22 protein-coding genes are annotated in these 26,792 nt (G+C 30.5%); all 22 read left to right on the top strand.

Annotated elements, in window-relative coordinates; translation table 11 throughout:
• Positions 1–120 precede the first annotated feature (120 nt).
• The 22 genes from OREMA_RS0104425 (at position 121) to OREMA_RS0104315 (ending at position 26,792) form a co-directional block, all read left to right on the top strand.
• Positions 121–1,239, top strand: coding sequence for a DUF5050 domain-containing protein (locus OREMA_RS0104425; protein ID WP_018248070.1), 1,119 nt, complete (start codon positions 121–123; stop codon positions 1,237–1,239).
• 23 nt (positions 1,240–1,262) lie between these two features.
• Entirely contained in the window at positions 1,263–2,327 is a 1,065-nt protein-coding gene (locus tag OREMA_RS0104420) for a CsgG/HfaB family protein (RefSeq protein ID WP_018248069.1), read from the top strand.
• A 418-nt stretch (positions 2,328–2,745) separates the two neighbouring features.
• Positions 2,746–3,030, top strand: coding sequence for an ArsR/SmtB family transcription factor (locus OREMA_RS0104415; RefSeq protein ID WP_018248068.1), 285 nt, complete (start codon positions 2,746–2,748; stop codon positions 3,028–3,030).
• A 114-nt stretch (positions 3,031–3,144) separates the two neighbouring features.
• A complete protein-coding gene (locus OREMA_RS0104410; protein WP_018248067.1) occupies positions 3,145–5,631 on the top strand; it encodes a CoA-disulfide reductase in 2,487 nt (828 codons plus the stop codon).
• A gap of 240 nt (positions 5,632–5,871) precedes the next feature.
• Positions 5,872–6,081: a zinc ribbon domain-containing protein gene (locus tag OREMA_RS0104405; RefSeq protein WP_018248066.1), complete on the top strand. Its 210-nt coding sequence runs from the start codon at positions 5,872–5,874 to the stop codon at positions 6,079–6,081.
• A 153-nt stretch (positions 6,082–6,234) separates the two neighbouring features.
• Complete coding sequence (locus tag OREMA_RS0104400) at positions 6,235–6,468, top strand: glutathione S-transferase family protein (protein WP_018248065.1); 234 nt, start codon at positions 6,235–6,237, stop codon at positions 6,466–6,468.
• A 110-nt stretch (positions 6,469–6,578) separates the two neighbouring features.
• On the top strand, positions 6,579–7,289 hold the full coding sequence (locus tag OREMA_RS0104395) for a lysophospholipid acyltransferase family protein (RefSeq protein ID WP_018248064.1): 711 nt from the start codon (positions 6,579–6,581) through the stop codon (positions 7,287–7,289).
• Positions 7,290–7,359: 70 nt separating this feature from the next.
• Positions 7,360–8,403 carry a DNA polymerase IV gene (locus tag OREMA_RS0104390; protein ID WP_018248063.1) on the top strand — a complete coding sequence of 348 codons (1,044 nt, stop codon included), beginning with the start codon at positions 7,360–7,362 and terminating at the stop codon, positions 8,401–8,403.
• Between the two features lie 520 nt (positions 8,404–8,923).
• Positions 8,924–10,594, top strand: coding sequence for an alpha-glucan family phosphorylase (gene glgP / locus OREMA_RS0104385; protein ID WP_018248062.1), 1,671 nt, complete (start codon positions 8,924–8,926; stop codon positions 10,592–10,594).
• Positions 10,595–10,807: 213 nt separating this feature from the next.
• Complete coding sequence (locus tag OREMA_RS18805) at positions 10,808–10,966, top strand: zinc ribbon domain-containing protein (RefSeq protein ID WP_018248061.1); 159 nt, start codon at positions 10,808–10,810, stop codon at positions 10,964–10,966.
• A 335-nt stretch (positions 10,967–11,301) separates the two neighbouring features.
• A complete protein-coding gene (pulA, locus tag OREMA_RS0104375) occupies positions 11,302–13,194 on the top strand; it encodes a type I pullulanase (RefSeq protein ID WP_018248060.1) in 1,893 nt (630 codons plus the stop codon).
• A 95-nt stretch (positions 13,195–13,289) separates the two neighbouring features.
• The gene (locus OREMA_RS0104370; RefSeq protein ID WP_018248059.1) at positions 13,290–13,754 is read left to right on the top strand and encodes a chemotaxis protein CheW; all 465 of its coding nucleotides are present in this window, start codon (positions 13,290–13,292) and stop codon (positions 13,752–13,754) included.
• 246 nt (positions 13,755–14,000) lie between these two features.
• Positions 14,001–16,508, top strand: coding sequence for a bifunctional aconitate hydratase 2/2-methylisocitrate dehydratase (locus tag OREMA_RS0104365; RefSeq protein WP_018248058.1), 2,508 nt, complete (start codon positions 14,001–14,003; stop codon positions 16,506–16,508).
• A 440-nt stretch (positions 16,509–16,948) separates the two neighbouring features.
• Complete coding sequence (locus OREMA_RS0104355; RefSeq protein WP_018248056.1) at positions 16,949–17,644, top strand: SDR family oxidoreductase; 696 nt, start codon at positions 16,949–16,951, stop codon at positions 17,642–17,644.
• A 268-nt stretch (positions 17,645–17,912) separates the two neighbouring features.
• A complete protein-coding gene (locus OREMA_RS0104350) occupies positions 17,913–18,845 on the top strand; it encodes an AEC family transporter (RefSeq protein ID WP_018248055.1) in 933 nt (310 codons plus the stop codon).
• Between the two features lie 27 nt (positions 18,846–18,872).
• On the top strand, positions 18,873–19,721 hold the full coding sequence (locus tag OREMA_RS0104345; protein WP_018248054.1) for a DMT family transporter: 849 nt from the start codon (positions 18,873–18,875) through the stop codon (positions 19,719–19,721).
• Positions 19,722–19,845: 124 nt separating this feature from the next.
• Complete coding sequence (locus tag OREMA_RS0104340; protein WP_018248053.1) at positions 19,846–21,036, top strand: MFS transporter; 1,191 nt, start codon at positions 19,846–19,848, stop codon at positions 21,034–21,036.
• 66 nt (positions 21,037–21,102) lie between these two features.
• Positions 21,103–21,528, top strand: a complete 426-nt coding sequence (locus tag OREMA_RS0104335; protein ID WP_018248052.1) for a CBS domain-containing protein — start codon at positions 21,103–21,105, stop codon at positions 21,526–21,528.
• Between the two features lie 202 nt (positions 21,529–21,730).
• Positions 21,731–23,485: a B12-binding domain-containing radical SAM protein gene (locus OREMA_RS0104330; protein ID WP_018248051.1), complete on the top strand. Its 1,755-nt coding sequence runs from the start codon at positions 21,731–21,733 to the stop codon at positions 23,483–23,485.
• Positions 23,486–23,568: 83 nt separating this feature from the next.
• Positions 23,569–25,404 (top strand): methyl-accepting chemotaxis protein, encoded by a 1,836-nt coding sequence (locus tag OREMA_RS0104325; RefSeq protein WP_018248050.1) that lies wholly within the window; start codon positions 23,569–23,571, stop codon positions 25,402–25,404.
• A 409-nt stretch (positions 25,405–25,813) separates the two neighbouring features.
• The gene (thiS, locus tag OREMA_RS0104320) at positions 25,814–26,014 is read left to right on the top strand and encodes a sulfur carrier protein ThiS (protein ID WP_018248049.1); all 201 of its coding nucleotides are present in this window, start codon (positions 25,814–25,816) and stop codon (positions 26,012–26,014) included.
• A 4-nt stretch (positions 26,015–26,018) separates the two neighbouring features.
• The gene (locus tag OREMA_RS0104315; protein WP_018248048.1) at positions 26,019–26,792 is read left to right on the top strand and encodes a thiazole synthase; all 774 of its coding nucleotides are present in this window, start codon (positions 26,019–26,021) and stop codon (positions 26,790–26,792) included.

Raw genomic sequence — 26,792 nt, 5'->3', positions numbered from 1 at the left:
TGTTTTAGCTATTAACTAATAAATAAGGTCAGAACTTAATCAGATTTTAATCAGCGTCAATTTGTTTCTAAGTAAATTTAAATTCTTTTTCATGTTCTATATAAAAAGGGGGGGATTAATTTGCGGAGGTTTATGCTATTGTTGTTGTTATTAACACTTTCTTTGGGGATGGTAGGATGTAATGAAGATAAATTTATGAATCTTAGAGGAAGTGTTCAAGATAGGTTTACTGGTGAGGCTTTATCTGGTGTACAGGTTGAAATAGGTAACTTTTTAGTAGAAAGTAATGCTAATGGATATTTTATCCTAGAGAATATTCCAGTGATTGATGACCTGAAGGTGGAGGATAGACTTATTAAGGTTACTGCACCAGGTTATAGAACTTATGTTCAAGAGTTAAGTTTAGAAGAAGGAGATAAGAGGGTAGATATTAAATTAGATACTAAAGAAAGAAAAGAATTCATCTTTGTCAGTGATAAAGATGGTCATAAAAATATCTATCTTAGTGATATTTATGGTGATAAGATAACTCAATTAACTCAAGATAAAGGTAATGATTGGGCTCCTAATTGGTCAGAAGATAGAAAAGAAATAATATTTTTATCAGACCGAAATGGCCATAGTAACATATATACTATGAAAGCTGATGGTTCAAATTTACAGCAAATTACTTATACTACATCAAATAAGGAAGATCCCATCTGGCTAAATAAAGATGAAATAATCTTTGTATCAGATCGAGATGGTGATTATGAGCTTTATCAAACAAATTTATCAAGCTCTTATCTGAAAAAAATTACCGATAATAATCATTATGATGGTCAAGTCTCTTATTCTTCAGCTAATAATAAATTACTTTATGTGTCTGAAACAACTGGGCAGAAGAAGATTCATATTATGAATCAAGATGGTCAAGGAAAGATGGTTTTACATACAGGTTTTGGAAAGGATACTCATCCTAGTTGGTCAGCAGATGGAAGAACAATTTTATTTACTAATCAAGGCGATTCTATTTCTACAATTTATAGAATCAACCCTAATGGTAGTGGGTTAAAGAAGGTATTAGATAATAAATCTAAAATTTATGATTATGCAAGTTATGATCACAAGGGAGAATTAATTTTGTTTGTAGTAGAAGAAGATGGGGCTAAAAGTATTAAGATTCTTAGCTCTCAAAATAAAATAGAGAGTGTATTGTTTGAAGAAGATAGGGACTATGATAGTCCAGAATGGAAGTAATAATTAATTAGAGGTGATATTTAATGTCTAAGAAGTATATAAGAAATATTTCTATTATGTTAATTGTGTTTATATTTGTTTCTTTTGTAGGAATTGACTATGCTCAAGCTCAAAGTGTGAAAGCTTTATCAGCAAATTCTGATGGTGGATCTAGTAGTTCGGAAAAAGGTGTTATTGGAGCATTAGTTGTTTTGGGTATTTGGGGAGTTTACAAATTAGTAAAAGGACATAGGGAAAAGAAGTATAGTTCATATCTAAATAAAGCTAAAATGTATTTAAAAGAAGAAGAATATGGTTTAGCAATTAATAATCTGAAGGAAGCAAAAGAGATTAAGGATAATGCAGAGGTTAATAAATTATTATATGAAGCAGAAGCTAATTATAAAAAAGCTCATTATAATTTAGGTGCAGGATACTTAGAGGAAGGTAATTGGGAATTGGCTTATAAGGAATTTGAAAAAGTAATGGAATATGATAAAAACTACCTTGATGTTAGGCAGAAATATAATCAAGCATATCAAGAGTTAAAGAAAATAAAGACTAAACGAATAGCCGTAATTGATTTTGAAGATACAACCTATAGATATAATTTAGGAAGTAGAGCCACAAGTTTATTTTCTGCTTATTTATTAGAAAGAGAGCCTAAGTTTATTGAATTAATTGAAAGAGATAAGCTAAATACAGTGCTAGATGAACAAAAACTAGGAGCAAGTGGGTTGATTGATTCATCTACAGCAAAAGAATTAGGTAATATCTTAGGAGTAGACTATTTAGTTTTAGGTAAGGTATTAAGTGGAAGTGTTACTAGTGATAAAGACTATGAATATGTAGAGGATTGGGAAGGTCAAGAGAAGAAAAGGTATAATGTTGAAAAACAAGCATATACTCAAATCATCTTCAAAGTTTTGGATGTCTCTGATGCTTCAATAATTTTAAGTAAGAAGGTTACTAAGAAATCTAGATATGAAGATTCTTATTATGAAGGTAATTCTGTAATTATTCCTTCTGATGAAGAACTAATAGATGATGTATTAAGTAAAGCTGTTGATGAGTTTGCTCAAATTGTATATGAAAAGTATGAATTATAAAAAAAGTTGGAGGACCTCCTCCAACTTTTTTTATTTATAGGGAGGGGGTTAATTATAATTTGTTTTGCTTCTTAGTTATAGATATTTAGCTTTAGAAGGAAATTTAAATCTATCTTTAGAGTGATAAAGCAAAACTTCAGTAACTAGTAACCAGTAAATAACTTAACTTGTCTCCTGCCACTAGTCACTTGTTACTGTCTCTTTATCCAAATTAAATTTCATTTTAGATTTAGATAGCTATATTAGTAGAGAAGCTAAGAATCATTATTTGTTATTGGGGATAGAATATTAAATAAGATTTTATTTTAGATTAATAATCAAAAAGATAAAAATTAATTTTTATCTTTTTAAACTTGACAATTACTTTGTTATATCGTAATATATAAATATAGTAGTTTGGGTTTAAGGAGGCATTCAAGTGGAAAATATCACAAATGAAATGGAAGTATTAAAGAATAAAGCTAAAGTATTAAAAGCCTTATCACATCCAATTAGATTATGTATTGTAAAGGGTTTAATGGAAGATGAAGGTTGTAATGTTTCTAAGATGCAAAATTGCTTGGAAATTCCACAATCTACTCTTTCTCAACACCTGGCTAAGTTAAGAAATTTAGGTATTTTAGAAGGAAAGCGAAATGGAGTAGAGATTAATTATTATGTAATTAATGAAGATGCTAAAAAGCTTATAAAGGCTTTATTTTAATCTGAAAATTAGGCTTAAGTAAATTTTAGTTAAGGATAACTTAAGCTTTTATTTAATAATAAATATTCTAAAATTCTAATATAAAGATATTTAAATTTAAAGGGGGTTTTATTAATGGGTAAAAAAGTATTAATTGTTGGTGGTGTAGCTGGTGGAGCAAGTACAGCAGCTAGATTGAGAAGAGTTGATGAAGAGGCAGAGATTATTATCTTTGAAAAAGGAGAGCATATTTCTTTTGCTAACTGTGGTCTGCCCTATCATATTGGTGAAGTGATTAAAGAACGTGATAAATTATTAGTACAGACTCCAGAAGCAATGGAAGCTAGATTTGATATTGATGTACGAGTAATGAATGAAGTATTAGACATTGATAAAGAGAAGAAAGAAGTTAAGGTAAAGGATTGGACCAAAAATGAAGTATATACTGAAAGTTATGATGCTTTAGTATTATCTCCAGGTGCAGATCCAATTAAGCCTCCCTTACCAGGAATTGATGGCAAGAATATCTTTACACTAAGAAATATTCCTGATACTGATAAGATTAAAGGATTTGTTGATAATAATAATCCTGAACGTGCTGTTGTTGTTGGAGCTGGATATATTGGAGTAGAGATGGCTGAGAATTTACACCATCGTGGTGTAGATGTATCAGTAGTAGAATTAGCACCACAAGTATTAGGTCCAATTGATGCTGATATGGCAGCAATGGTTCACAATCATATGCGTAGTAAGGGAATTAATCTACACTTATCTGACGGAGTTAAAGCTTTTAGAGAAGAAGGGAATAAGACAATTGTAGAGTTACAGAGTGGAGAAGAGATTGAAACTGATTTAGTGGTTATGTCTATTGGGGTTAAGCCAAGTACTAAGCTAGCTAAAGAAGCAGGATTAGAATTAGGTAAGACAGGAGCTATTAAAGTTAATGATTATCTACAGACTTCTGATGAAAATATTTATGCTATTGGAGATGCTATTGAGGTAACTGACTTTGTAACTAAACAACCTGCTCATATTCCTTTAGCTGGACCTGCTAATAAGCAAGGAAGAATTGTAGCTAATAATCTAGTAGGGAATAAAGAGAAGTTTATTGGAACTCAAGGTACAGCAATTGCTAAGGTCTTTGATTTAACTGTAGCTGCTACTGGAAATAATGAAAAGCAACTTAAAAAAGCAGGAATTGATTATGAAGTATCTTATACTAATTCCAAGAATCATGCAGGATATTATCCAGGTGCAATTCCAATGACTATTAAGATTATCTTCACGCCTGATGAAGGTAAAATATTAGGTGCTCAAGCAGTTGGATATGATGGAGTAGATAAGCGAATAGATGTTCTTGCTACTACAATTAGATTTGAGAAGACAGTTTTTGATTTGCAAGAGATAGAATTAGCTTATGCTCCACCTTTTGGTTCTGCTAAAGATCCAGTAAATATGGCTGGTTTTGCTGCCGGTAATATTTTAAAGGGGAAAGTTGATGTAATTCATTGGCATGAAATTGAAGATTTAAGTGAAGATGCTATTATTTTAGATGTAAGAGAAGAGGTAGAGGTTCAGTTAGGGAAGATTGAAGGTTCTATCAATATTCCAGTTAATAGCTTAAGAGATAGATTAGATGAGTTAGATAAGAATAAAGAGATTGTAATTTATTGTGCAGTTGGATTGAGAGGTTATATTGGAGCTAGAATCTTAATGCAACATGGATTTAATAAGGTTAAGAATCTATCTGGAGGATATAAATTATATAAAGAGATTAAGAATGATAAAGAAGCTGTAATAGATGATTGCAATACTCCTGATTATCAGAAAATGACAACGGCTTCTAATCCTGAGGAGGGGCAGATAGTGGGAAAGCAATTAGAAAGTAATCAAAGTGGTAAAAGGGTGAGCCTTGATGCTTGTGGATTACAATGCCCTGGACCAATTATGCAGGTAGCTAATAAGATGAAAGAGTTAGATCAAGGTGATGTATTAGAGGTTGTAGCAACAGACCCAGGATTTGTAGCAGATATTGGAGCATGGTGCAAAAGTACAGGAAATAAGTTGCTAGATAGTGGTCAAGAAGGTCATAATTTTACAGCTAGTATCCAAAAAGGTCAAGGAAGAACAGCAGTTGCTAATACAAATGATAAGAATAAAAAGACGATGGTAGTATTTAGTGGAGAGTTAGATAGGGCAATTGCTTCCTTTATCATTGCTAATGGAGCAGCAGCAATGGGAAGTGAAGTTACACTATTCTTTACCTTCTGGGGATTAAATATTTTACGTAAGAAGGAAAATGTTAAGGTTGAAAAAACTATGATGGACAAGATGTTTGGCAAGATGATGCCGCAAGGAAGTGAAAAGTTACCATTATCTAATATGAATATGTTTGGAATGGGTCCTAAGATGATTAGAAAGGTAATGAATGATAAAGGAGTTGACTCTTTAGAGGCATTAATCGGTCAAGCTAAATTAAATGGAGTTAGATTAGTAGCTTGCCAAATGTCTATGGATGTAATGGGAATTAAGAAAGAAGAATTAATTGAGGGTGTAGAAGTTGGAGGAGTAGCAAGCTTCTTAAGTGATGCTGAAGAATCAAATATGAGTTTATTCATTTAATAAAAAGGTGCCTTTTGGCACCTTTTCTATATCAGAATATAAATTTTGATTAGATTATAGAAAGATAAAGCGACACTTTCGGAGTTAGTCTTTAGGAAATAGGAGGTAGGAAGACCTTACTAACTCCTATCACCTAACTCCTATCACCCAAAAATCTCTCTTTACACTTATAAAATATTACTATTTACTCTATTAAATAATAGAAATAATTAGTATAATAATAGCAAAGGAGGTATTATAATGTCTGAAATAGATAATTATCAATGTCCTAAATGTGGTAATAGAAATTATGAGACTGATAAGTTTGCAGCTACTGGTAGTGGATTATCTAAGATGTTTGATATACAGAATAAGAAATTTACTACTGTTACCTGTACTAAGTGTAAGTATACAGAACTATTTAAAGCAGATGTCAGTATGTTAGGTAATATATTTGATTTCTTCACATAATATTTTATCCTCTTAGTTTTAAGAATACTTTTATTTGGAATAATATATAATAAAGTAGATATTAATTTTAAATCCAAGCAGGAATTATTCCTATTATCCAGAACAATAGTAATAGTTATAAGCTAGATAAAATTCTTAAAGGAGGGAATGTTAATGATTAAGTTATATCAATTTCAAACTTGTCCTTTCTGTATTAAGGTACGTAATAAATTAGATGAGATGGAATTGGACTATGAGACTGTTGAAGTCCCTAAGGATAAAGCAAAGAGAACTAAGATTAAAGAATTATCAGGCCAAATTAAAGTTCCGGTAATAGAAGATAGTGATGGAACTGTAGTTAATGATTCTAGAAAAATTATAGAATATTTAGAAGGAAAATATAGTTAAAGATTTGTAAGTTGCCTTTAAGTAGGCAACTTATTTTTGCTTTAAAAGCTCAAATAATTTATAATTATCTATAGAATTAAGATTATATATTTGGGAAGAAGGGGAAACATATGATTAAAACAATTAGTTGGTTTACTTATTTTTGGTTATATCAAATTGCATTATTAGGCTCACTAATTAAGATGAAATTTTTAGAGCTAAAAGGAGAAGATGATAGGGTTAAAAATTATACCAATCAATTAGCCAAAAACTGGGCTAAAAGTCTGGTCGATTTTACAGGTAGTGAGATTATAGTTAAAGGAGAAGATAAGATACCAGAAGAGCCAGTATTATTTGTAGCTAATCATCAAGGATCTTTTGATATTCCCTTATTATTAGGTTATATTAATAAACCAAAGGCTTTTATAGCAAAATGGGAATTAAGGTATATGCCCTTTGTTAGTAGTTGGATGAAAAATATGAAGTGTATTTTCATAAAAAGAAATGACTTTCGTCAGACTTTGAGAGCATTTAAAGATGCAGGAAAAGTATTTGATGCTGGTCAATCTTTAGTTATCTTTCCAGAAGGGACAAGAAGCTGCTCTAATAAATTAGGAGATTTTAAAAGAGGTAGTTTAAAGATAGCTTTGAGAGAAGAAGTAGCAATAGTACCAGTGACAATTAAAGGTTCTTATAAGTTAAGGGAAGCAAATAATGGTTTGATTAAAGGTGATAAAGTAGAGCTGATTTTATCAGATCCAATTTATGTTGAGAGCTTAAGTAAAGAACAGAGAAATGATTTAACCTTGATTGTACGGGAAAAGATAAAAAGTAATTTATAATTAATAATTAACAATTTATAATTAAAGAACTTAACTGTACATTGTAAATTGAACATCTGGAGTGTTAATTATGGAACTTAATATTATACATGTGGATATGGATGCTTTTTATGCTTCTATTGAACAGCGGGATAATTTCAAGCTAAAAGGTAGAGCTGTAATTATTGGAGGTAAGAGTAAGAGAGGGGTAGTAAGTACAGCTTCTTATGAGGCAAGAAAATATGGCGTACACTCTGCTATGCCTATTATTAAGGCGAGGCAATTATGTCCACATGGGGTTTATCTTAGACCGAATCATCAGAAATATAAAGAGGTTTCACAACAGATAAGAGAAATTTTTTATCAGTATACAGATTTAGTAGAGCCACTTGCTTTAGATGAAGCTTATTTAGATGTGAGTGCTAATGATAAGAATAGTATTAAAATTGCTAAAGAAATTAAAAGAAAGATCAAAAGTAAACTAAAGTTAACAGCTTCAGTAGGTGTTAGTTATAATAAATTCTTGGCTAAATTAGCTTCAGATTTTAATAAACCTAATGGATTTAAAATTATATCTCCTTTTAAGGCAAAAGATATAATCTTCCCCTTAGATGTCAGTTATTTATGGGGGGTAGGACCTAAGACTGAGGATAAGTTAAAAGAGATGGGTTTTTATAAGATTAAAGATATTGCTAAAGGAGATAGAAATTTCTTAATCAGATTATTAGGTAAAAAAGGATATCAAGTGTATAATTTAGCTCATGCTGTAGATAATAGAAAAGTAAGTCCACCTAGTTTGCCAAAATCTATTGGTAAAGAGATAACTTTTAAGCGTGATACAAAAGATAAAATAGTTCTAAGAGGTTATTTAAGAGATTTAAGTAAAAAAGTAAGTGATCGAGCAATTAAGAATAATGTAAAAGGAAAGACTGTAGTATTAAAGTTAAAATATGAAGACTTTGAGGAGTTATCAAGAAGTAAAAGTATTAATCATTATATTTATGAGGAAGAAGATATCTATGACTTGGGATATCAACTTCTTAATAAATTAGATTTAAGTAAAAAGCTTAGATTAATTGGAATTACATTAAGCAATTTAGTAAAAAATAATGTCGAACAATTAAAATTATTATAATTTATTTAGTATAATTTGTTGAATATTAGCTTTGAATTATTATTTAAGTTGATTATCTTTGATTTTATAGTTATAATTATCTTTTTTTCATTATTAAAAGGATTTATTGCTTTTTATAAAAATACTATACTTTTGTGTTTGATTTTTTATAATATTGTGGTATAATATGTTATGTAAGAGGAAAAAGTACTACATTACATATAAAGTCTTTGATTTATTTAAAATTTGAGGGCAAGGTTACATTTTGTGAGCTCCCCGGATTAACTTCGAAGTTAATCCGGGGATTTGTTTTTTGTAATTTGTAATTATAAAGTAATTCTAAACTTTAAATTGTTAGAAAATTCTATACTTGATATCTGTTTTTGTCTAATTATAATAGATTTTTCTGAATTGCTTTATAATAATAGAAGATTATTTATAACTAAATAACAAAAAGTTATTTGGTTTAAGCTTCTTTTGTTGAAGCATTTAAATAAATCTAACTAGCTATATAATAAAAATAACCTAGAGGGGGATTAATATGTCTAATGAACCAAAAGTTGCATATTTCTGTATGGAATATGGAATCACAAGTGATTTTAAAATTTATTCTGGAGGTTTAGGTATCCTAGCTGGCGATCACATGAAAGCTGCTTATGATCAAGATCGTGATCTAATTGGTATTGGGATGCTTTGGAAGCAAGGTTATAATGAACAAATTATTAAGGATGGAAAGCCTTACAAAGCTTACCCATTTGAAACAGAAAGATATGATTTCTTAGAAGATACTGGTGTTAAAGTAAAAGTAAATATTAGAGAAAGAGATGTACATGCTAAAGTATGGAAAGTAGACTGTTTTGACAATGCTGACTTATACTTGTTAGATACTGATGTACCAGAAAATTATGCTGGTGATGAGTGGATTACAGATAGACTTTATGGTGGATTCAATGAGCACAGAATTGCTCAGGAAATGGTATTAAGTATTGGTGGAGTTAGAGCTCTTAGAGCTTTAGGTATTGAGCCAGATGTATACCACTTTAATGATAGTCATCCTGTATTTGCAGGTGTTGAGTTATTAAGAGAAAAGATGGAAGATGAGAGTATGTGGTTTGATGATGCATTAAGAGAAGTTAGAAAGAATGTAGTATTTACTACACATACGCCTGTATTAGCAGGAAATGAAGTTCATCCACATAACTTATTAAAATATATGGGAGCTTACCAACACTTAACTGTAGAACAAATGGTAGCTATCGGTGGAGCACCATTTAGTATGACAGCTGCAGGATTAAGATTATCTAGAAATGCTAACTCTGTTGCTAGTTTACATGAGCAAACTGCTAATGAAATGTGGAGCCATGTAGATGGTGCAGCTCCAATTGTAGGTATTACTAATGGAGTTCATAGAGGAACTTGGACTGACGCAGGAGTTGTTAGTGCATTTGCTGATGATGACAATGATAAGATTTGGGATGCTCACCAAGCAGCTAAGCAAGAGTTAATTGATCTTGTAGAAGAAAGAAATGGAGTGAAGTTAGATACAGACAAGCTATTAATTGGATTTGCTCGTCGTGCCGCTCCTTACAAGAGAAGTGATTTAATCTTCAGTAAGCCAGAAATCATTGAAGAATACTTAAAGTCTGGTAAAGTACAAATTGTATTTGCTGGTAAAGCACATCCATTAGATGATATGGGTAGAAAGATTGTTACTAACCTTATCGCTATGACTGATAAGTATCCTAATAGTGTAGTATTCTTAGAAGATTATGATATGACTATTGGTGCTGCATTAACTAGAGGTGTAGATGTATGGTTAAATAACCCACGTCGTCCTAAAGAAGCTAGTGGTACTTCTGGTATGAAGGCTGCTATGAATGGAGTATTAAACCTAAGTACACTTGATGGATGGTGGCCAGAAGCTTGTAATCATGGTGTAAATGGTTGGGCAATTTCTCCAGATGGTATAGAAGCTAAGACTGCTGAAGACTTTGAAGGAAGCTATGATGAAAAGCTTGCTCAATTAGATGAATATGATGTAACTAACCTTTATGATGTATTATTAAATCAAGTATTACCTACTTACTATGACAATAGAGAGAAGTGGGTAAATATGATGAAAGAAAGTCATAAAGATACTTATGAGAAATTCTCTGCTCACAGAATGTTAAATGATTACTATGAATTGGTTTATGATCCAAAAAATAACTAATTTAAGATAAAAAGTTCAAGCAGTTTGGAAGCTGCTTGAACTTTTTTTTATTTTAAATAACCTTATATAATAGAGATATCATGTAAGATATTTATATTTTTTGGCAAAAAAAAGAACTCAAAAAGCTACTTGTGAATATTAGTATGTTGTGTTATAATACGGGTATAAAAATATAACTCTATAAGAAAATAAGTTAATAAGGAGGAGTAAAGTATGAGAAGTAAAGTTAAGTGTCCAGATTGTGGTAGTGTGAATTATACTGTTACAGATCATTGTATGCATTGTAGTGGTGATTTGAAAGAGAAGAAGGATTTAGGTAGAAGTCTAATGGATAGAATGTATTCTATCTTAGGTTTTTCTTTTATATTTTAATTTGATCTTCAAAAAGGTTAGCCATTTATGGTTAACCTTTTTTTTTAAGTAAGATAATAAATTATTAGTTAGAATGTAACTAAAATGTTTCTTCTAAGGGTATTATATTTATGATAAAGGAATATTTTATAAAAAATTATATTATAGATATATTATGTTGACCAATAATTTTGAAGTATTATCTAAGTTTTAAATTGCTTATTAAAGGATTTATCTTTATAATGTCTAATTTTAACTATAAGGAGTAATTTTTGAATTAGATATTGTAAATCAGACTTTATATTTTTCTTATTGATAAATGGTAATTATCCTATCTAGAAAAGAGGGGGGATGATATGGCTCAGTTTAAGTATCTTTCAGATATTAAAGTTAAAGGATTACAAGGTACTCAAAACAGATTAGGAGCTTGTTATAGTCCTAAAGAAACGAAGTTTTCGGTTTGGTCACCTAATTCTAAGCGAGTAGATCTAGTTCTGTATAAAGAAGCTTTTGATCTCCAAGAAGCTGATAATATATATGAGATGAATAAAGGGGATAATGGGATTTGGACTTTAGTCTTATCTGGTGATCATAAGAATAAGTTCTATCATTATCGAGTAGAACGTGGAGAAGAAGTATATTATGCAGTAGATCCTTATGCTAGATCTGTGTCACAAAATGGTCTAAAAGGAGCAATAATTGATTTAGAAGAAACAAACCCCAAGGGTTGGAAGAGTGATAAGCGACCAAGTTTAAAAACACCTGAGAATTCTATCATTTATGAGATGCATGTTAGAGATTTTTCTATTTCTCCGAATTCAGGAATGAAATATAAAGGTAAATATTTAGCTTTTACAGAGGAAGGAACAACTTTAGCAGGGAGTAAGATTAGAACGGGAATTGATCATTTGAAGGAGTTAGGAATTACTCATCTTCATTTATTACCTGTATTTGATTATGGTAGTGTCGATGAAAGTAAAGATGAAGAATATAATTGGGGCTATGATCCAATGAACTACAATGCTCCAGAAGGTTCTTATTCTACCGATTCTACAGACCCTTTATCAAGAGTTAGAGAGTTTAAAGAGATGGTTTTAGCATTACATAGGAATGGTATTAGAGTAGTTATGGATGTTGTTTATAACCATACTTATAGAACTTTGGCTTCAAGCTTTGGGAAGTTAGCTCCTAAATCTTATTATCGTCTGAAAGAAGGTGGAGAATTTTCTAATGGCTCAGGATGTGGTAATGAAGTGGCTTCAGAGAATCCGATGGTTCGTAAATTTATTGTTGATTCTGTTAAATATTGGGCTGAAGAATATCACATTGATGGCTTTAGATTTGACTTAATGGCCTTACATGATAAAGATACTATGAAGTTAATTGAGCAAACTCTTCACAAAATTGATCCTAATATTTTAATTTATGGTGAACCCTGGATGGCAGATTATTCTCCATTAGCTGAAGAAGAACAAATGCGAAAAGGAGAGCAGAAGAACTTAAGAATTGGGGTATTTAATGATAATTTAAGAGATGCTATTAAAGGTAGTACTCGAGGAGAAGATAGAGGTTATGCTACTGGTAAAATCAGTAATATTAATTATGTGAAAGAAGGTATTGTTGCTGCTATTAATTCTTTTGCTGCTAACCCAGAAGAAGTTATTAATTATGTTTCTGCTCATGATGATTTGGCCCTATGGGATAAAATTGAGAAGAGCAATCCTGTAGATAGTAATGAAAGTAAGATTAAAATGAATAACTTTTGTAATGCTATTGTATTGACATCTCAGGGGATTCCCTTCTTACATGGGGGAGTTGAGATATTACGTACTAAATATGGTGTTGAAAATAGTTATAATGCTCCTGATAGAATTAACCAAATTGAATGGGAAAAGAAAGCTGAAAATTTAGATAGCTTTTTATATTATAAAGGTTTAATAAAGCTTAGAAAAGAACATCCTGCCTTTAGAATGAATAATTCTAAGGATATCAAAGAACATTTAGAATTTATTGATACTAGGGATGGGATAATTATGTATCGGTTAATAGATCATGCAAATGGTGATGATTGGGAGGAAATTTTAGTAATTTTAAATCCTAATCATGAATTTAAGACTGTAGATTTACCAGATAAAGAAGAATGGAAGGTAGTAGTTAAAGACCAAAAGGCTGGAGTAGAAGTTTTGGAGACTATTAATAGTTCTGAAGTTTTGGTTCCTGGTATTAGTGCTATGGTTCTTTATAAATAAGTAAAGCTAGATTCTCTTTAATTAAGGTTCTAATAATTAAATAAATTAATTATTTAATTTATCTATAAACTAACAAACTAAAGGAGGAGTTAATGATGTCAGATATTAACCAATTTATTATTTTTAAGTTAGCTACAGAAGAATTTGGGGTTGAAATTACTAAAGTACAAGAGATCATTAAGCCGCAAGCTGTTACTAAGTTACCTCAGACAGCTAATTTTATTGAAGGAATCATTAATTTAAGAGGAGATATAATTACTATTATTGATTTAAGAAAGAGGCTAGACTTTGAACTTAATACTGATTCAGAGGATAGGATTTTAGTGGTGAAGATTAATGGTGTAGATGTTGGATTTATTGTTGATGATGCATCTGAAGTGATTAGAATTGATAGTGAAAAGATAAGTAAGTCTAGTGGAGGTATAGCAGGAATCAAAAATGAATACATTGATGGAATTGGTAAATTAGAAGACAGGTTAATTATATTATTAAATCTTGATAAGTTATTATCTACCGAAGAAAAGGTTACTTTAGAAGAAATAGCAGAAAGTCATCAATAAGTCTTAATATAATTAAATATAACTGACCAAAAACTCCCTAAGTTAACTTAGGGAGTTTTAATGTGAAAATAGTTTTATGATTTTAATTAATCTAGCTAAAGTTTCCTTTGGAGTAATGTCATGTATTTGTAAATTTATAAGTTTTATTATATAATTATAAAATAAAACTAGTCATTTAAATTATATCATTTCCAAATTACTTTTGGATAAGTGATAATAGAATAAAATATTTTATAGGAGGAGAGTATGGAGAAGCTATTAAAGGTTTTAAAAGATTATAAGCAGAAAGCAATAGAGAGAAGAAAGAACTATAATTTAGATCCAAGGCCTTTGAATGAGGATCAGGTTAAAGAGCTAGTTAATGCTTTAACCTTAGATGGGTTATCAGAAAAGAAATTTACTATCTTTGAAGAAGAGAGCTTAGATAAGTTAGTGTTAAGGTTATTATCACAAGAGGTAAGAAGAGGGACTTTCCCATCTTCTTATGCTAAGGCTCAAGGACTAGCTAAAATCATTAGTGGAGATTTAAAAAGTGATTATTTATCTTCAGATGAAGCCTTAAAATTGTTAGATAAGATGCAAGGTGGAGCAGCTACTATTGAGTTGCTTAATTTATTAGAAGAAGATCATTATTTTGAAGAGATATTAAAATTATTAAAGGATACAGTCTTGGTCAATCGATCTGAATTTGATAGATTAATTGATTTAGCTAAGGAGAATAATACGGTTGTAGATTTAATTAAAAGTTGGGCTGAAAGGGAATTTGCACAAGAGTGGAACTTAAAAGATAAATATCAGGGATTATCTATTAAAGTTGGAGATAATATTACTACAGGGCACTTAAGCCCATCTAAAAATGCTGACAGTAGAACTGACCATCCCTTACATGCACAATTTATTATGGATGGTAGAGAAGATGAAGCAGATTTCTTAGATAGATTGCAGAATTTAAAAGAGAAAAATGAAGATATCTTTTTTGTAGCAGGGTCAGCATTAGGAGAAGGTTCTTCTAGAAAGTCAGCTACTTATACTATGTTACAAGTCTTAGGTAAGCCAGTAGATGGAGAACCAGAAAAGAAGGCTGGAGGAGTAGTTATTGCTAAAAGTATGGCTCCTATATTTAAGGTTTCTTTAGTGGCATCTGGTATTTTACCTATTATTTGTGATACAGATAATATCAAAGAAGGAGATGCTTTAGAGTTAGATTTAGAGAATAGAAAATTAATAGTTAATGGAGAGCAAGTGATAGAGGTAAAACTTCCTATTCCATTCCAATTAGATAAGATAGCTGCTGGAGGAATGACTACCTTTGATGCAGGAAATGAGCTACAGAAATGGGCAGTTGAATACTGTTTAGATAATAACATTGATTTTGATCAGACTAAAATACCTGCTAAAGTTGAACAAGCAGAAGATAGAGTACCACAGACTCTAGCGCAAAAGATTGTAGGAATGAATAGATTAGATGGTAAGGATACTATCTTAGCAGGAGAGACGGCTGAGGTTAAAATTAGAGGTGCATTTTCTCAGGATACTACAGGTCCAATGACTTTAGAAGAGTATCAAGCTATGGCTGGGGGAGATTTTGGATCATTTGTAGTTCAAAGCCTATGCCATACTGGAGAATGCCCATCTAGTGAAGATAGAGATAGACATAAGTTTATTGATGAATTTGTGACTAAACGTGGTGGAGTATGCTTAGAGACAGGAGAAGGAATTATCCATACTATCGGTAACCGTTTTGTATTACCTACTGATGTAATTGTAGGTGGAGATTCTCATACTAGAACTCCACAAGGGGTTTCCTTCCCAGCGGCTTCTGATATTATTGCTGGTGCTATGAAGTATGGTAAACAAGACTTAACTATGGATGAATCTGTTAGAGTTATCTTTAAAGGCAATCCTAAAGAAGGTATTACAGCTAGAGATTTAGTCTCTACTTTAGTAGTTTATGCTGATAAGACTGTTGGTAAAGATATTTATACGGGTAGAATTATTGAGATGGAAGGTGTAGAGTTCTTAGATGCCGATGAACGCTATATTTTAACAAATGCAGTAGCTGAGAGAAGTGCTTCTGCTGGTACAGTTCCAGCCGATGAAGTGACTATTGCAGCGGTTGAGAAGAATCTAGAATATTTAAAATCTAGACCTGATGCAGATAGTTGTCCATCTGTAAAGGATACAATCAAAGCTATAGAGGATTATTTAGCTGATCCAGTATTATTAAAAGGTGATGAAGATGCAGACTATGCAGCTACTATTGAGATTCCTTTAGATGAGGTAGATGAACCATTAGTAGCTAAACCACATCACCCTGATAATGTAGCACCACTATCAGAAGTAGCTGGAACTAAGTTAGATGAAGTATTTATTGGTAGCTGTGTTGGAGGAGATTTAGAGAGTATTAGGGCTGCGGCTAGAATTATAGAAGGTCAGAAGGTACCTCATGGGGTTAACTTTGTGGTATGTCCTGCTTCTAGAGATATTTATAATGAGTTAGCTAAAGACGGAAGTTTAGCTAAATTAACAGCAGCAGGAGCTACAATTACTATGCCAGGTTGTGGATTATGTATGGGTAATAAGCGTAGGATTGGAGCAGGGTCAACTGCATTAACAACTACAACTAGAAATTACCAATCTAGAATTGGACCTGCTGATTCTCAAACCTACTTAGGTAGTGCTCATGTAGCAGCTATGGCAGCTGTGTTAGGTAAGTTTCCAACAGTAGAAGAATATTTTGATATGTTTAAATAAAACTTAGATTTAATTTGAGTATAATAGAAAGACCCTCTTGTTTAAACAGGAGGGTCTTTAAATATATATTTGAAAGTCAAGGTGTTAGATAAGATAGACATTAAGATATTTTTAGCTGCTGGCTATTGGCTACTAGGCGCTGGCTTAGAGCTTATAAAAATTCAAAAAAATAATAATAATAGCTAGAGGCTAAAGATAGGTATTACGACAGTTTTAAAATTTAAAACCTCACACCTCACTCTAACTCCTCTGGATTTATCAACCCGTCGTACAGGAGAGGGGACTAAGGGGTGAGGTGTGAGCTTTATATCTATTAAGTATCATTAGTCGAAATCTAACTATCCCTCTCTACTTTATAATAATATAGTTATAGGGTAAAGCTAAGATTAATAGATATATTTTAAATCATAGTTTAAAATAATACAAAAGGAGTTGTAGAGATGCTAAAAGATAAAGTTATAGTAATTACTGGTGCAGGAAGTGGTTTAGGTAAAGTAATGTCAGTATTATTTGCCCAAAAAGGAGCTAAGCTTATATTAGTTGGGAGAGGTTTAGATAAGCTAGAGAGGACTGCTAAGCTGGTTAGAGATATAGAAGGTTATGCAGATATATTTACAGCAGATATTACAGTTTATGAAGAGGTAAAGAGATTATTTAAGTTTGTCAAAGCAGAATATTATAGGGTTGATATTCTAATTAATAATGCTGGAGTAGGAAGTTTTGGTAAATTGGAAGACTTATCATTAGAGGAGATTGATAAGATGGTAGATACAAATTTAAAAGGAACTATATTCTGTACACAAAAAGCATTATCTTTAATGAAGTTAGAAGATCAAGGACAAATAGTAAATATTATCTCTACAGCAGGTAAAAGAGGAAAGGCAGAAGAGAGTGTTTATTCTGCTAGTAAATTTGGGGTAAGTGGTTTGACTAAAAGTTTACAACAAGAGTTAAAAGAAAGTAAAATTAAAATTACAGGAGTTTATGTAGGTGGGATGGAAACACCATTTTGGGAAGGGGTTAGAGATGATATTTCAGCATTTATGTCAGCTGATAATGTAGCAGAAGCTATTTTAGAATTACTTGATAAACCTAAGAATATGAATGTATCTGAAATTGTTATTGATAGAAATTGATAATACTTCTAGAGATATGTAGCTGTTGCTATTGGCTTAGTTCTAAAATTAAGTTATGGGAACAAGTTTCTAATAAAGTTATATAATATAATATTCTCTTGGTATTAACTAAATATTTATTATTTAATATAAATTCTGCGATACTTTTGCTTGTTAGTAGCTTGATTGCTTTAGGTTATTGAAGATTATTTTTGATTAGTATAGAAAGAGATTTTAATCAAAGTTAAATTAGGAAGTTGATAATTTAAATTAAAATAAGAAAAGGGTGATGAAGATTAATTTTTGGACAGTGTTTAATCAGACTTTGATATTATTTTTATTATTATTAGCAGGTTTTATTATTAAAAGATTGAAGATTGTAGATGATCATCTTAATAAGAACTTAACTAATATTATTATATACCTAACATTACCAGCTCTAATTATTAATTCAATGAATTATAATTTTAGCTTTGAACGATTAAGTAAATTAGCTAATGTATTTATAATTACTTTAGGTATTTACTTATTAATGATATTAGTATCCTATTTATTAGTTCCATTTTTATCAAAAGAGCAATCAGAAAAGGATATCTATCAATTTATTTTAATCTTTTCTAATGCAGGTTTTATGGGCTATCCTATAGTAAATGTTATATATGGCTCTGAAGGGGTATTTCTAGCAGCTATTTATAATTTAGTCTTTAATATTATGCTTTGGACTTTAGGGGTTATGATTATGAGTAGAAGCCATTCCAAAGAAGAAGGGATTAATTTTAGTCAATTACTTAATCCAGGAATTATATCTATTGTTATTGGCTTGTTCATATTTATTTTCTCTATTAAGTTACCTACAGCAATTTCCGATACTTTAGAAATATTAGGACATTCTACTACTCCTTTATCTATGCTAGTAGTAGGTTCTATTTTGGCTCAAGTTAAATTAACTGAGATATTTTATAACTGGAGACTGTGGATTATTACAATAGTTAGATTAGTAATTTTGCCAGTAATAGTTTTAGTTATGCTGAAGATTTTGCCATGGGACTTTGATATCTTAGTATTAGGAATATCAGTTATCTTAACTGCAATGCCTGCTGCTGCTAATACAGCTATCTTTGCTTCAGAATTTAATGGAGATGCAGCCTTAGCTTCAGAGGGTGTATTTTTGACTACATTAATATCTATATTGACAATTCCACTAATTGTTTATTTAATATAGGTGAAATAAGTATAGGAGGAATATAGATTGTTTGATAAAGATAAAATAGGTTATCTATTTATTATTATTGCCATGTTAATTTGGGGGAGTATAGGTGTATTTGTTCGTTGGGTTCCTTATTCATCAGAACTTATTGTCTTTTATAGAGTTTTATTTGCTTTTTTATTTTTATTACTTTTATCAGTATTAAAAAAAGATTTAAAGCTTAATTTATTGATTGATAATAAGTTATTACTATTAGGATCTGGAGTTACATTATCATTAAATTGGCTCTTTTTCTTCCAAGCAGTAAAGAAGACCACTATTGCTAATGCAACCTTAAGTTATTATACTTCACCAGTTATGGTAGTTTTGCTTTCGGTATTGTTTTTAAAAGAAAGATTGAGAGTTAGAGAGATAATCTCTTTGTTATTGGGTATATTAGGTATTAGTATTATGATTTTTAGTCCTAAAAATCTACTTTTAGATGGAAGAGTTGGAATAGTTTATGGACTGTTAGCTGCTTTCTGTTATTCATTATTTACTTTAAGTAGTAAGATGATAACTGATCTATCTGCTCAAAAGTTAACCTTAATTCAAACAGGTATTGCTACAATAATTCTATTTCCTATAGTTTTAGGATATGAATTACCTGATCTTCATTCTATAGTTTTATTAGTTATTATGGGAGTATTACATACAGCATTAGCTTTAGTTCTTTATATTAAAGGTTTAAGATTAAGCAAAGTACAAGATGTAGGTATATTAAGCTATTTAGATCCTCTAAGTGCAATTTTATTTGCTATGTTATTTTTAAGTGAGATTCCTAGCTTGTCAACCTTTATAGGAGGAATATTAATTCTACTTAGTAGTTACTTAGTAATTTCCAAAAACTAATAAATATCTTTAATCTAAATAACTTCAGTTCTAGAACTGAAGTTATTCTTTGTCAATTTCTTTTAAGAAGATATATTTTATGATATGCTATAATAATTGAAGTTGTATTTTAGGAGGTATATAAATGAAGAAAATTAAAAACCATAAGATCTTAGTTGTATTAACTTTCAGTATAATGTTGGTTTTTGGAATTATTGTTAATCTAAAAGGGCAAATAAATCCTTTGATACAGGAAGATTACGGGATTAATAATACAAAATTAGGTCTTGTTCTGACCTTGTTTTCTATAGGCGGGATTATGGTAAGTTTGTTTAGTGGAGAATTAATTAAGAAATTTAACCTAAAAAAATTCTTTTTAGGTGGAGCATTGATTGCAATAATTAGTTTAATTACACTTAGCTATATTAATAATTATTATTTATTAATGATCATAATGGGGTTTATGGGGATTGGTATTAGTGCTATTAATGTAGTAGCTAATTCGTTAGCTTCTAGGGTGTTTGTGAAGAACAGGGGAAGAATGATGAATTTATTCCATTTATTTTTTGGTGTAGGAGGTTATTTAGCACCTTTATATGCTAATCGGGTTTTTAGTCTGGGGTTTGAATGGGAAGCTACTTATTCTTTTAGTATTATATTTATTTTTTACATAATTTTATTTGCTACTTTTTGTAAATTTCCAAAAGAAGAAAGGGGATTAGAACAAGAAGATAAGCAGAGAGAAGTTAATGTTTGGAATATTTTAAAGGATACTCGGGTAATTATCTTTGTATTAATGTTTTTGATAAATGTTGGGGTAGAGATTGGTTCTGTAAGTTGGTTGGGAGTTTATTTAGATACTGTTCAGGAAAGAAGTAAAGTAGAAATTGGATTCTATATCTCTTTATATTTTGGATTATTTACTTTAGGAAGGTTTTTAGCTAGTTTCATAGTAGAAAAGCTTGGATATCTAAAGATGGTATTAATTTGTGTTTTAGGGTCTGCCATTTCTATTTTTCTTGGAGTAGTTGGTCCTAATTATTTTGTATTCTTTCTATCATTAACAGGTTTCTTTGCAGCAGCTAATTTCCCTACAATTCAAGCAGCAATGTTTGAAACTTTTGAGGATAATATTTCTGTAATTATCGGTCTTACTTTAGCAGCTGGAGAGTTGGGAAATATCTTTTTAGCAAATCTTTTAATTGGATTTATTAATGATTTATTAGGTGTAAAAATAGGCTATTCTATCATGATCTTTTACTTGCTTCTCTTAGCAGGATTAGTATTTTATTTAAAAACAGTCCATACTGATAAGAAAGTTACTAGAGTTAATTAAAATAAGTTTATGATTAAAATTTTTGTAATTACATATCCTAATCTTGAAAAGGAGGAGGATATTAATATGAATGTTAGAGACATTATGACTAGTAATGTGTCAACAGTTTCTCCCACTTCTAGTGTGAATGAAGCTGCTAAAATCATGAAAGATTTAAATGTAGGAGCTGTTCCGATTACAAATGGGACTCAGCCTGTAGGTATTATTACTGATCGTGATATTGCTATTCGTAATGCAGCAGAAGGTGGAGATTTTAATGCTCCAGTAGAGCAAATCATGTCTAGTGGATTGGTTTATGGTAATCCAGAAATGAGTGCTGAGGAAGCTGCCAATTTAATGGCAGAGAATCAGATTAGAAGGTTACCAATAGTTGAGAATGGGAATTTAGTTGGTATTGTTGCTTTAGGAGATTTGGCAGTGCAAAATAAGAGTGATATGGAAGCAGGTAGTGCTTTATCAACTATTTCACTTCCAAGTAATCCTCAAAAATAATTTATTTGCTTTTAGTCCCTGCTCATAAGAGTAGGGACTTTTATTCTTAATAAAATATAAAAATTAATAATTATAGTTTAAAAATTAATTTAAATAAAGTTAGTATTAATTTAATGGAAATTAATTAATTACTTTACTAATAAAGAAGGTTTTTATTAATGAGATATAGAAATAAGCTAAATAACAAAGAAAGGAGCAAGTTATGGATATATTATTAACTACTTTAAATTCAAAATATATTCATTCATCATTGGCTTTAAGGTATATAAGAGGTTACTGTAAAGATCAGTTTAACATAAATTTACTTGAATATACAATTAATCAGCATAGTGATGATATTGTAGCAGAGATTTATCGACAGCAGGCTGATATTATAGGTTTTTCATGTTATATATGGAATATAGAAAAGACCTTAGAAGTAATTAAACTTCTAAAAAAAGTTCAACCAGAAGTAAAGGTTATTTTAGGAGGGCCTGAGGTCTCTTATGATCCAGTGCAAGTAATGAAAGAAAACCCAGAGATAGATTATATTGTATATGGTGAAGGTGAGATTACCTTTAAAGAATTACTTGTTCAATTGGAAAATAAAGAGGAGTTTAAAGAGATAAAGGGATTAGTTTACCGTAAAGAAGGCTCTATTATAAAAAATAAATCTAGAGCAGTTATTGAGGATTTAGATATAATTCCCTCACCTTATAGTGATTTGGAAGGTTTAGATAATAAAATTATTTATTTTGAATCTAATCGTGGATGCCCTTACAATTGTCAATATTGCTTATCTTCTACTCTTTCATCAGTACGATATTTTTCTTTAGATAGAGTAAAAGAAGATTTATTGAAGTTAATCAAAGCTAAGGTAAGGCAAGTAAAGTTTGTAGATAGAACTTTTAATTGTAATCAAAATCGAGCTTTGGAGATTTTTAAGTTTTTACTAGAGAATAAAGCAGAAGATCATGAAATGAACTTTCATTTTGAGATCACAGCCGATTTATTAACTGATGAAGTAATTGAATTTTTAGCTGATGTACCTAAAGGATATTTTCAATTTGAAATTGGTGTACAATCGACCAATAAAGATACATTAGAAGTAATTGATCGTAGGGTGAACTTTAAAAGGTTGAGTAAGGTGGTTAAAAGCTTATCCCAGCCAGAAAATATTCATTTACATTTAGATCTGATTGCTGGTTTACCTAAAGAGGACTATCAAAGTTTTAAACAATCTTTTAATGATGTCTATAATTTGAATCCTGGCAGATTACAATTAGGATTCTTAAAATTATTAAAGGGTTCAGGCTTAAGAAATAAGGCTGTAGAATATGAATTTGTATGGATGGATAATCCACCATATGAGGTTTTAGCAAGTAAAGAGTTAAGTTATAAAGAGATATTAAAATTAAAAATGATAGAAGAAGTACTGGAAACCTATGGGAATTCACATAAATTTCAAAATAGTTTAGAGTTTGTTATATCAAATTTTTATGATACTCCTTTTGATTTTTATGAGGATTTAGCTAGTTTTTGGGAAGAAAAAGGATATTACCGTTATGCTCATAAGTTTCAAAATCTATATAAATATCTACAAGAATTCTATCGTGAGTATTGTAAAGATAGTTTGGATATTTTTGGAGAGATATTAAAATTTGACTTCTTATTAAATAAAAGAAAGATAGACTTGCCAAAGTTTCTAAGCAAATATGAAATTGAGGATTATAAATCTAAATTCAAATCTTTTATCAATGATGATAATAATATAAAAAAATATTTACCCAACTTAAGTGAATATAGTTCACGTAGAATTCAAAGAAAGGTTCAAGTAGAAGGCTTTGCTTATGATATTGTAGAAGTTATTAAAGATATGGATAAAGACCATAAAAAGAAATTAACTAATATTTTATTTGATTATTATGATAAAGAAGGATTATTTGATAAAGCTAATTTTGCTAAGATTAAATTATAATCAAAGAAGATAAGAAAAAAATAATAATATAAGACTTCCTAATAATTAATTTATAGAATTGATCTTAAAAGGAGGTTCATAAAATGGATGTTTTAAAAAAATTATTGAGTAGTTTAAAATCATTCTCTAATAATTTAATTAAAAATCTAAAGAAGTTTTTATCAGAGGCTAGAAGAAGAAAGGTCAAAGAATTTTTAGTAGATAAGATATTAGTTATTAAGGAATTTATAATCAAAGTTTATATGAGATTAAAGAAAGATGATCTTAAGGAATTAAAAGAGCAAAATAAAGATAAGGGAAGTAATGGGAAATTTGATTTCTCTTTAACTATTATTAGACAGGTACAGATTGCTTTTGTATTATTGTTAATAATGTTATTATTTGTGGGAGTACGTGTCTATAATAATAGTAATAAGGTAGTAGAAGAAATAGAATCAATTACAGTTGAAATGAATAAGTTAGAGAATGAATATATACCAGTAGTTAGAACTAGTAGTGATATTATAAGAGAAGTTAATCAAAAGCAAAGTAGTTTATTTAGATGGAAAGCAGGTTTTGCAAATTTAGGGGCTGCTGAAAGTAATTTAACCTCTCAAAGTATAGAGGAGATCAAAGAATTAATTGATGATCCAGAACTACTTAAAACTTTGGATAAGTTATCTAAATGGAATAATAAATTTCAAAATAAGGTTATTGAATTGAAGACTATAGAAAAGAGTTCTTTTGACGAAAAGATGATCTTAAATGAAATTAATGATTCTATTACCTTTAATTTAAATATGTCTTTGGCTGCTTTAAATAAAGATGTTTGGAATCATTTAAATACTAATATGGATAATTTAAATCAGAAGATAACTACTATTGCAGAGGAATCACAAAGTAATAGAGATGCGATTATTATAATGACTATAGTAACTCTTATTATTGGTAGTGGATTAATAATTTTTGTTAGAATGGGAATACGGCAAATAACTGCAGAAACCAAAAAGAGAACATATCAAGCTGCTAATAAGTCAGAAGTGGTCTTATCTTCTGCAGAGTCAATGACAAAATCGGCTGATTTAGTAAATGAGAAGATCAATCATTCATATGATATCTTAGAAGACTTATTAAATATCAATAGAGAGGTATTTACCTCTATTGAGGAAGTCTCAGTTTCTATTAAAGAAATAACAACTGGAGTAGAAGGCTTAGCTATACAAGCAGAGGATATATCAACTTCAGGTAGTGATACTTATCAAGCTATAAAGAATACTTACAAAAGAATTAATTCAGGAAATAAACTTGTGAATAATACTGTTGATATTATGAAAGAGTTGCAGCAAAGTGTGGGTAAAATCAACCAAATATCAGATAAGATTATGAAGATTGGTGATCAGACCAATCTGTTAGCTTTAAATGCTGCTATTGAAGCAGCAAGAGCTGGAGAAGCTGGTCGAGGATTTGCAGTAGTAGCTGAAGAGATTAAGAGTTTAGCTGATGAAAGTATGCTTGCTACTAAAGAGGTTAAAGATATTGTCTCTAATGTTCAAGGTGTTGCTAAAAAAGCAGTTGAAGTTATGATATCTGATGATAGTAAGCAAGAAGATAGTATTGTTAGTATCTTCAAAGAAATTAGTACTCTAACGGAAGGTGTAACTAATAAGATGGAAGCAGTTATTGCAGCAGCAGAAGATCAAGCAGCAGCCACTGAAGAGATGAGTGCTTTGACTGAAGAGATTTCTGCAGCTACTGAAGAGATATCGGCTCAAACTGAAGACAATTTATTAGATACAAATAACTTGACTCAGATTATGAAAGAAGTAATAGAGGTTAATGATGAATTAAATGAGAAGGTTAAAGATCAGTCTGATCAATCTCAAGAACAGTTAGAATTAATAAAGCAAGTGGTAGAAGCAAATGATAAGTTGGCGAAATAAGGTCTAAGAAAAGTTAATTGAAATAATCAAAGAAATGGAATATAATATAGTTAAAATAGAATATGAAAAGCTAGGGGTGCCTAAGTTTATAGGCTGAGAGGAGATTTATCCGACATCTAAGTGCTTCTAAAACTCTCACATCTAATAAGTGGGAGATAAAGAAGTACTATGGTTTTGGATTAGTTCTATTAAGTTTCATTGGGAGATAAAAACTCCCTTTGAAACTAAGAATTTAATTTATCTCTAACTCTTTAACCTGATCTGGTTAGTGCCAGCGTAGGGAAGTGGATTTAGATATATAAGCTTAATGATCAATTAGGCTTTTTACTAAAAAATGCTCCCTATATAGGGAGCATTTTTAATTTATCTAATACTTAATTCCTATAAAACTTTAATAAGGAGGTGGATTATGAGACTAAAAGTTAATGGTCAACAGCAAGTTTTAGAAGAAGAAGTAAAGCTAACAGATTTTTTGGAATCAAAAGGTTTAGAGTTGGATCGCTTAGTAATTGAGTACAATAAAAGAGTTGTTAGTAAAGAAGAGTGGGAAGATATTATTTTAAAGGATCAAGATAGTTTAGAAGTGCTTAGATTTGTAGGAGGTGGATAAAAAGATGGAAGATAGATTAGTAATTGGAGGAATAGAGTTAAAAAGTAGATTGTTCACAGGAACAGGTAAATTTCCAAGCAAGGAGGCTATTAGAGAAACTTTAGAAGCGTCTAATTCTCAAGTCGTGACTATGGCTTTACGTAGAGTTGATTTTGATAATCCAGAAGATAATGTAATCAATTATATTCCAGACAGCTTTACTTTATTGCCTAATACTTCAGGAGCTAGAACAGCAGAGGAAGCAGTGAGAATAGCTAGAATTGCTAAAGCAGCAGGTTGTGGAAACTGGATTAAAATTGAGGTTATTTCTGATAATAAATATCTAATGCCAGATAATCAAGAGACTATTAAGGCAACAGAAGTTTTAGCTAAAGAAGGATTTGTTGTACTACCTTATGTCAGTCCAGATTTAATGGTTGCTAAAAGATTAGAAGAAGCAGGAGCAGCAGCAGTAATGCCTTTAGGAGCTCCAATAGGATCTAATCGTGGTTTAAAGACTAAAGAGTTGATCAGAATCTTAATCAGTGAGATTAATTTGCCAATTATTGTGGATGCTGGAATAGGTAAGCCTTCTCATGCGGCAGAAGCAATGGAAATGGGTGCAGATGCAGTACTTGTAAATACAGCTATTGCAACAGCAAATGATCCAGTTAAGATGGCACAAGCCTTTGATTATGCAGTCCAAGCAGGAAGAATAGCTTATTTAGCTGGACCAGGTGCAGTCAAAGATTATGCTTCCGCTTCTTCACCATTAACAGGTTTTTTAAAAGGAGAGTAG

Origin of the sequence: Orenia marismortui DSM 5156 (assembly GCF_000379025.1) — a bacterium.
GTDB classification, from domain to species: Bacteria; Bacillota; Halanaerobiia; order Halobacteroidales; family Halobacteroidaceae; genus Orenia; species Orenia marismortui.
The sequence above is the reverse complement of the archived record's forward strand: the minus strand, read 5'-3'. Positions and strand labels throughout refer to the sequence as shown.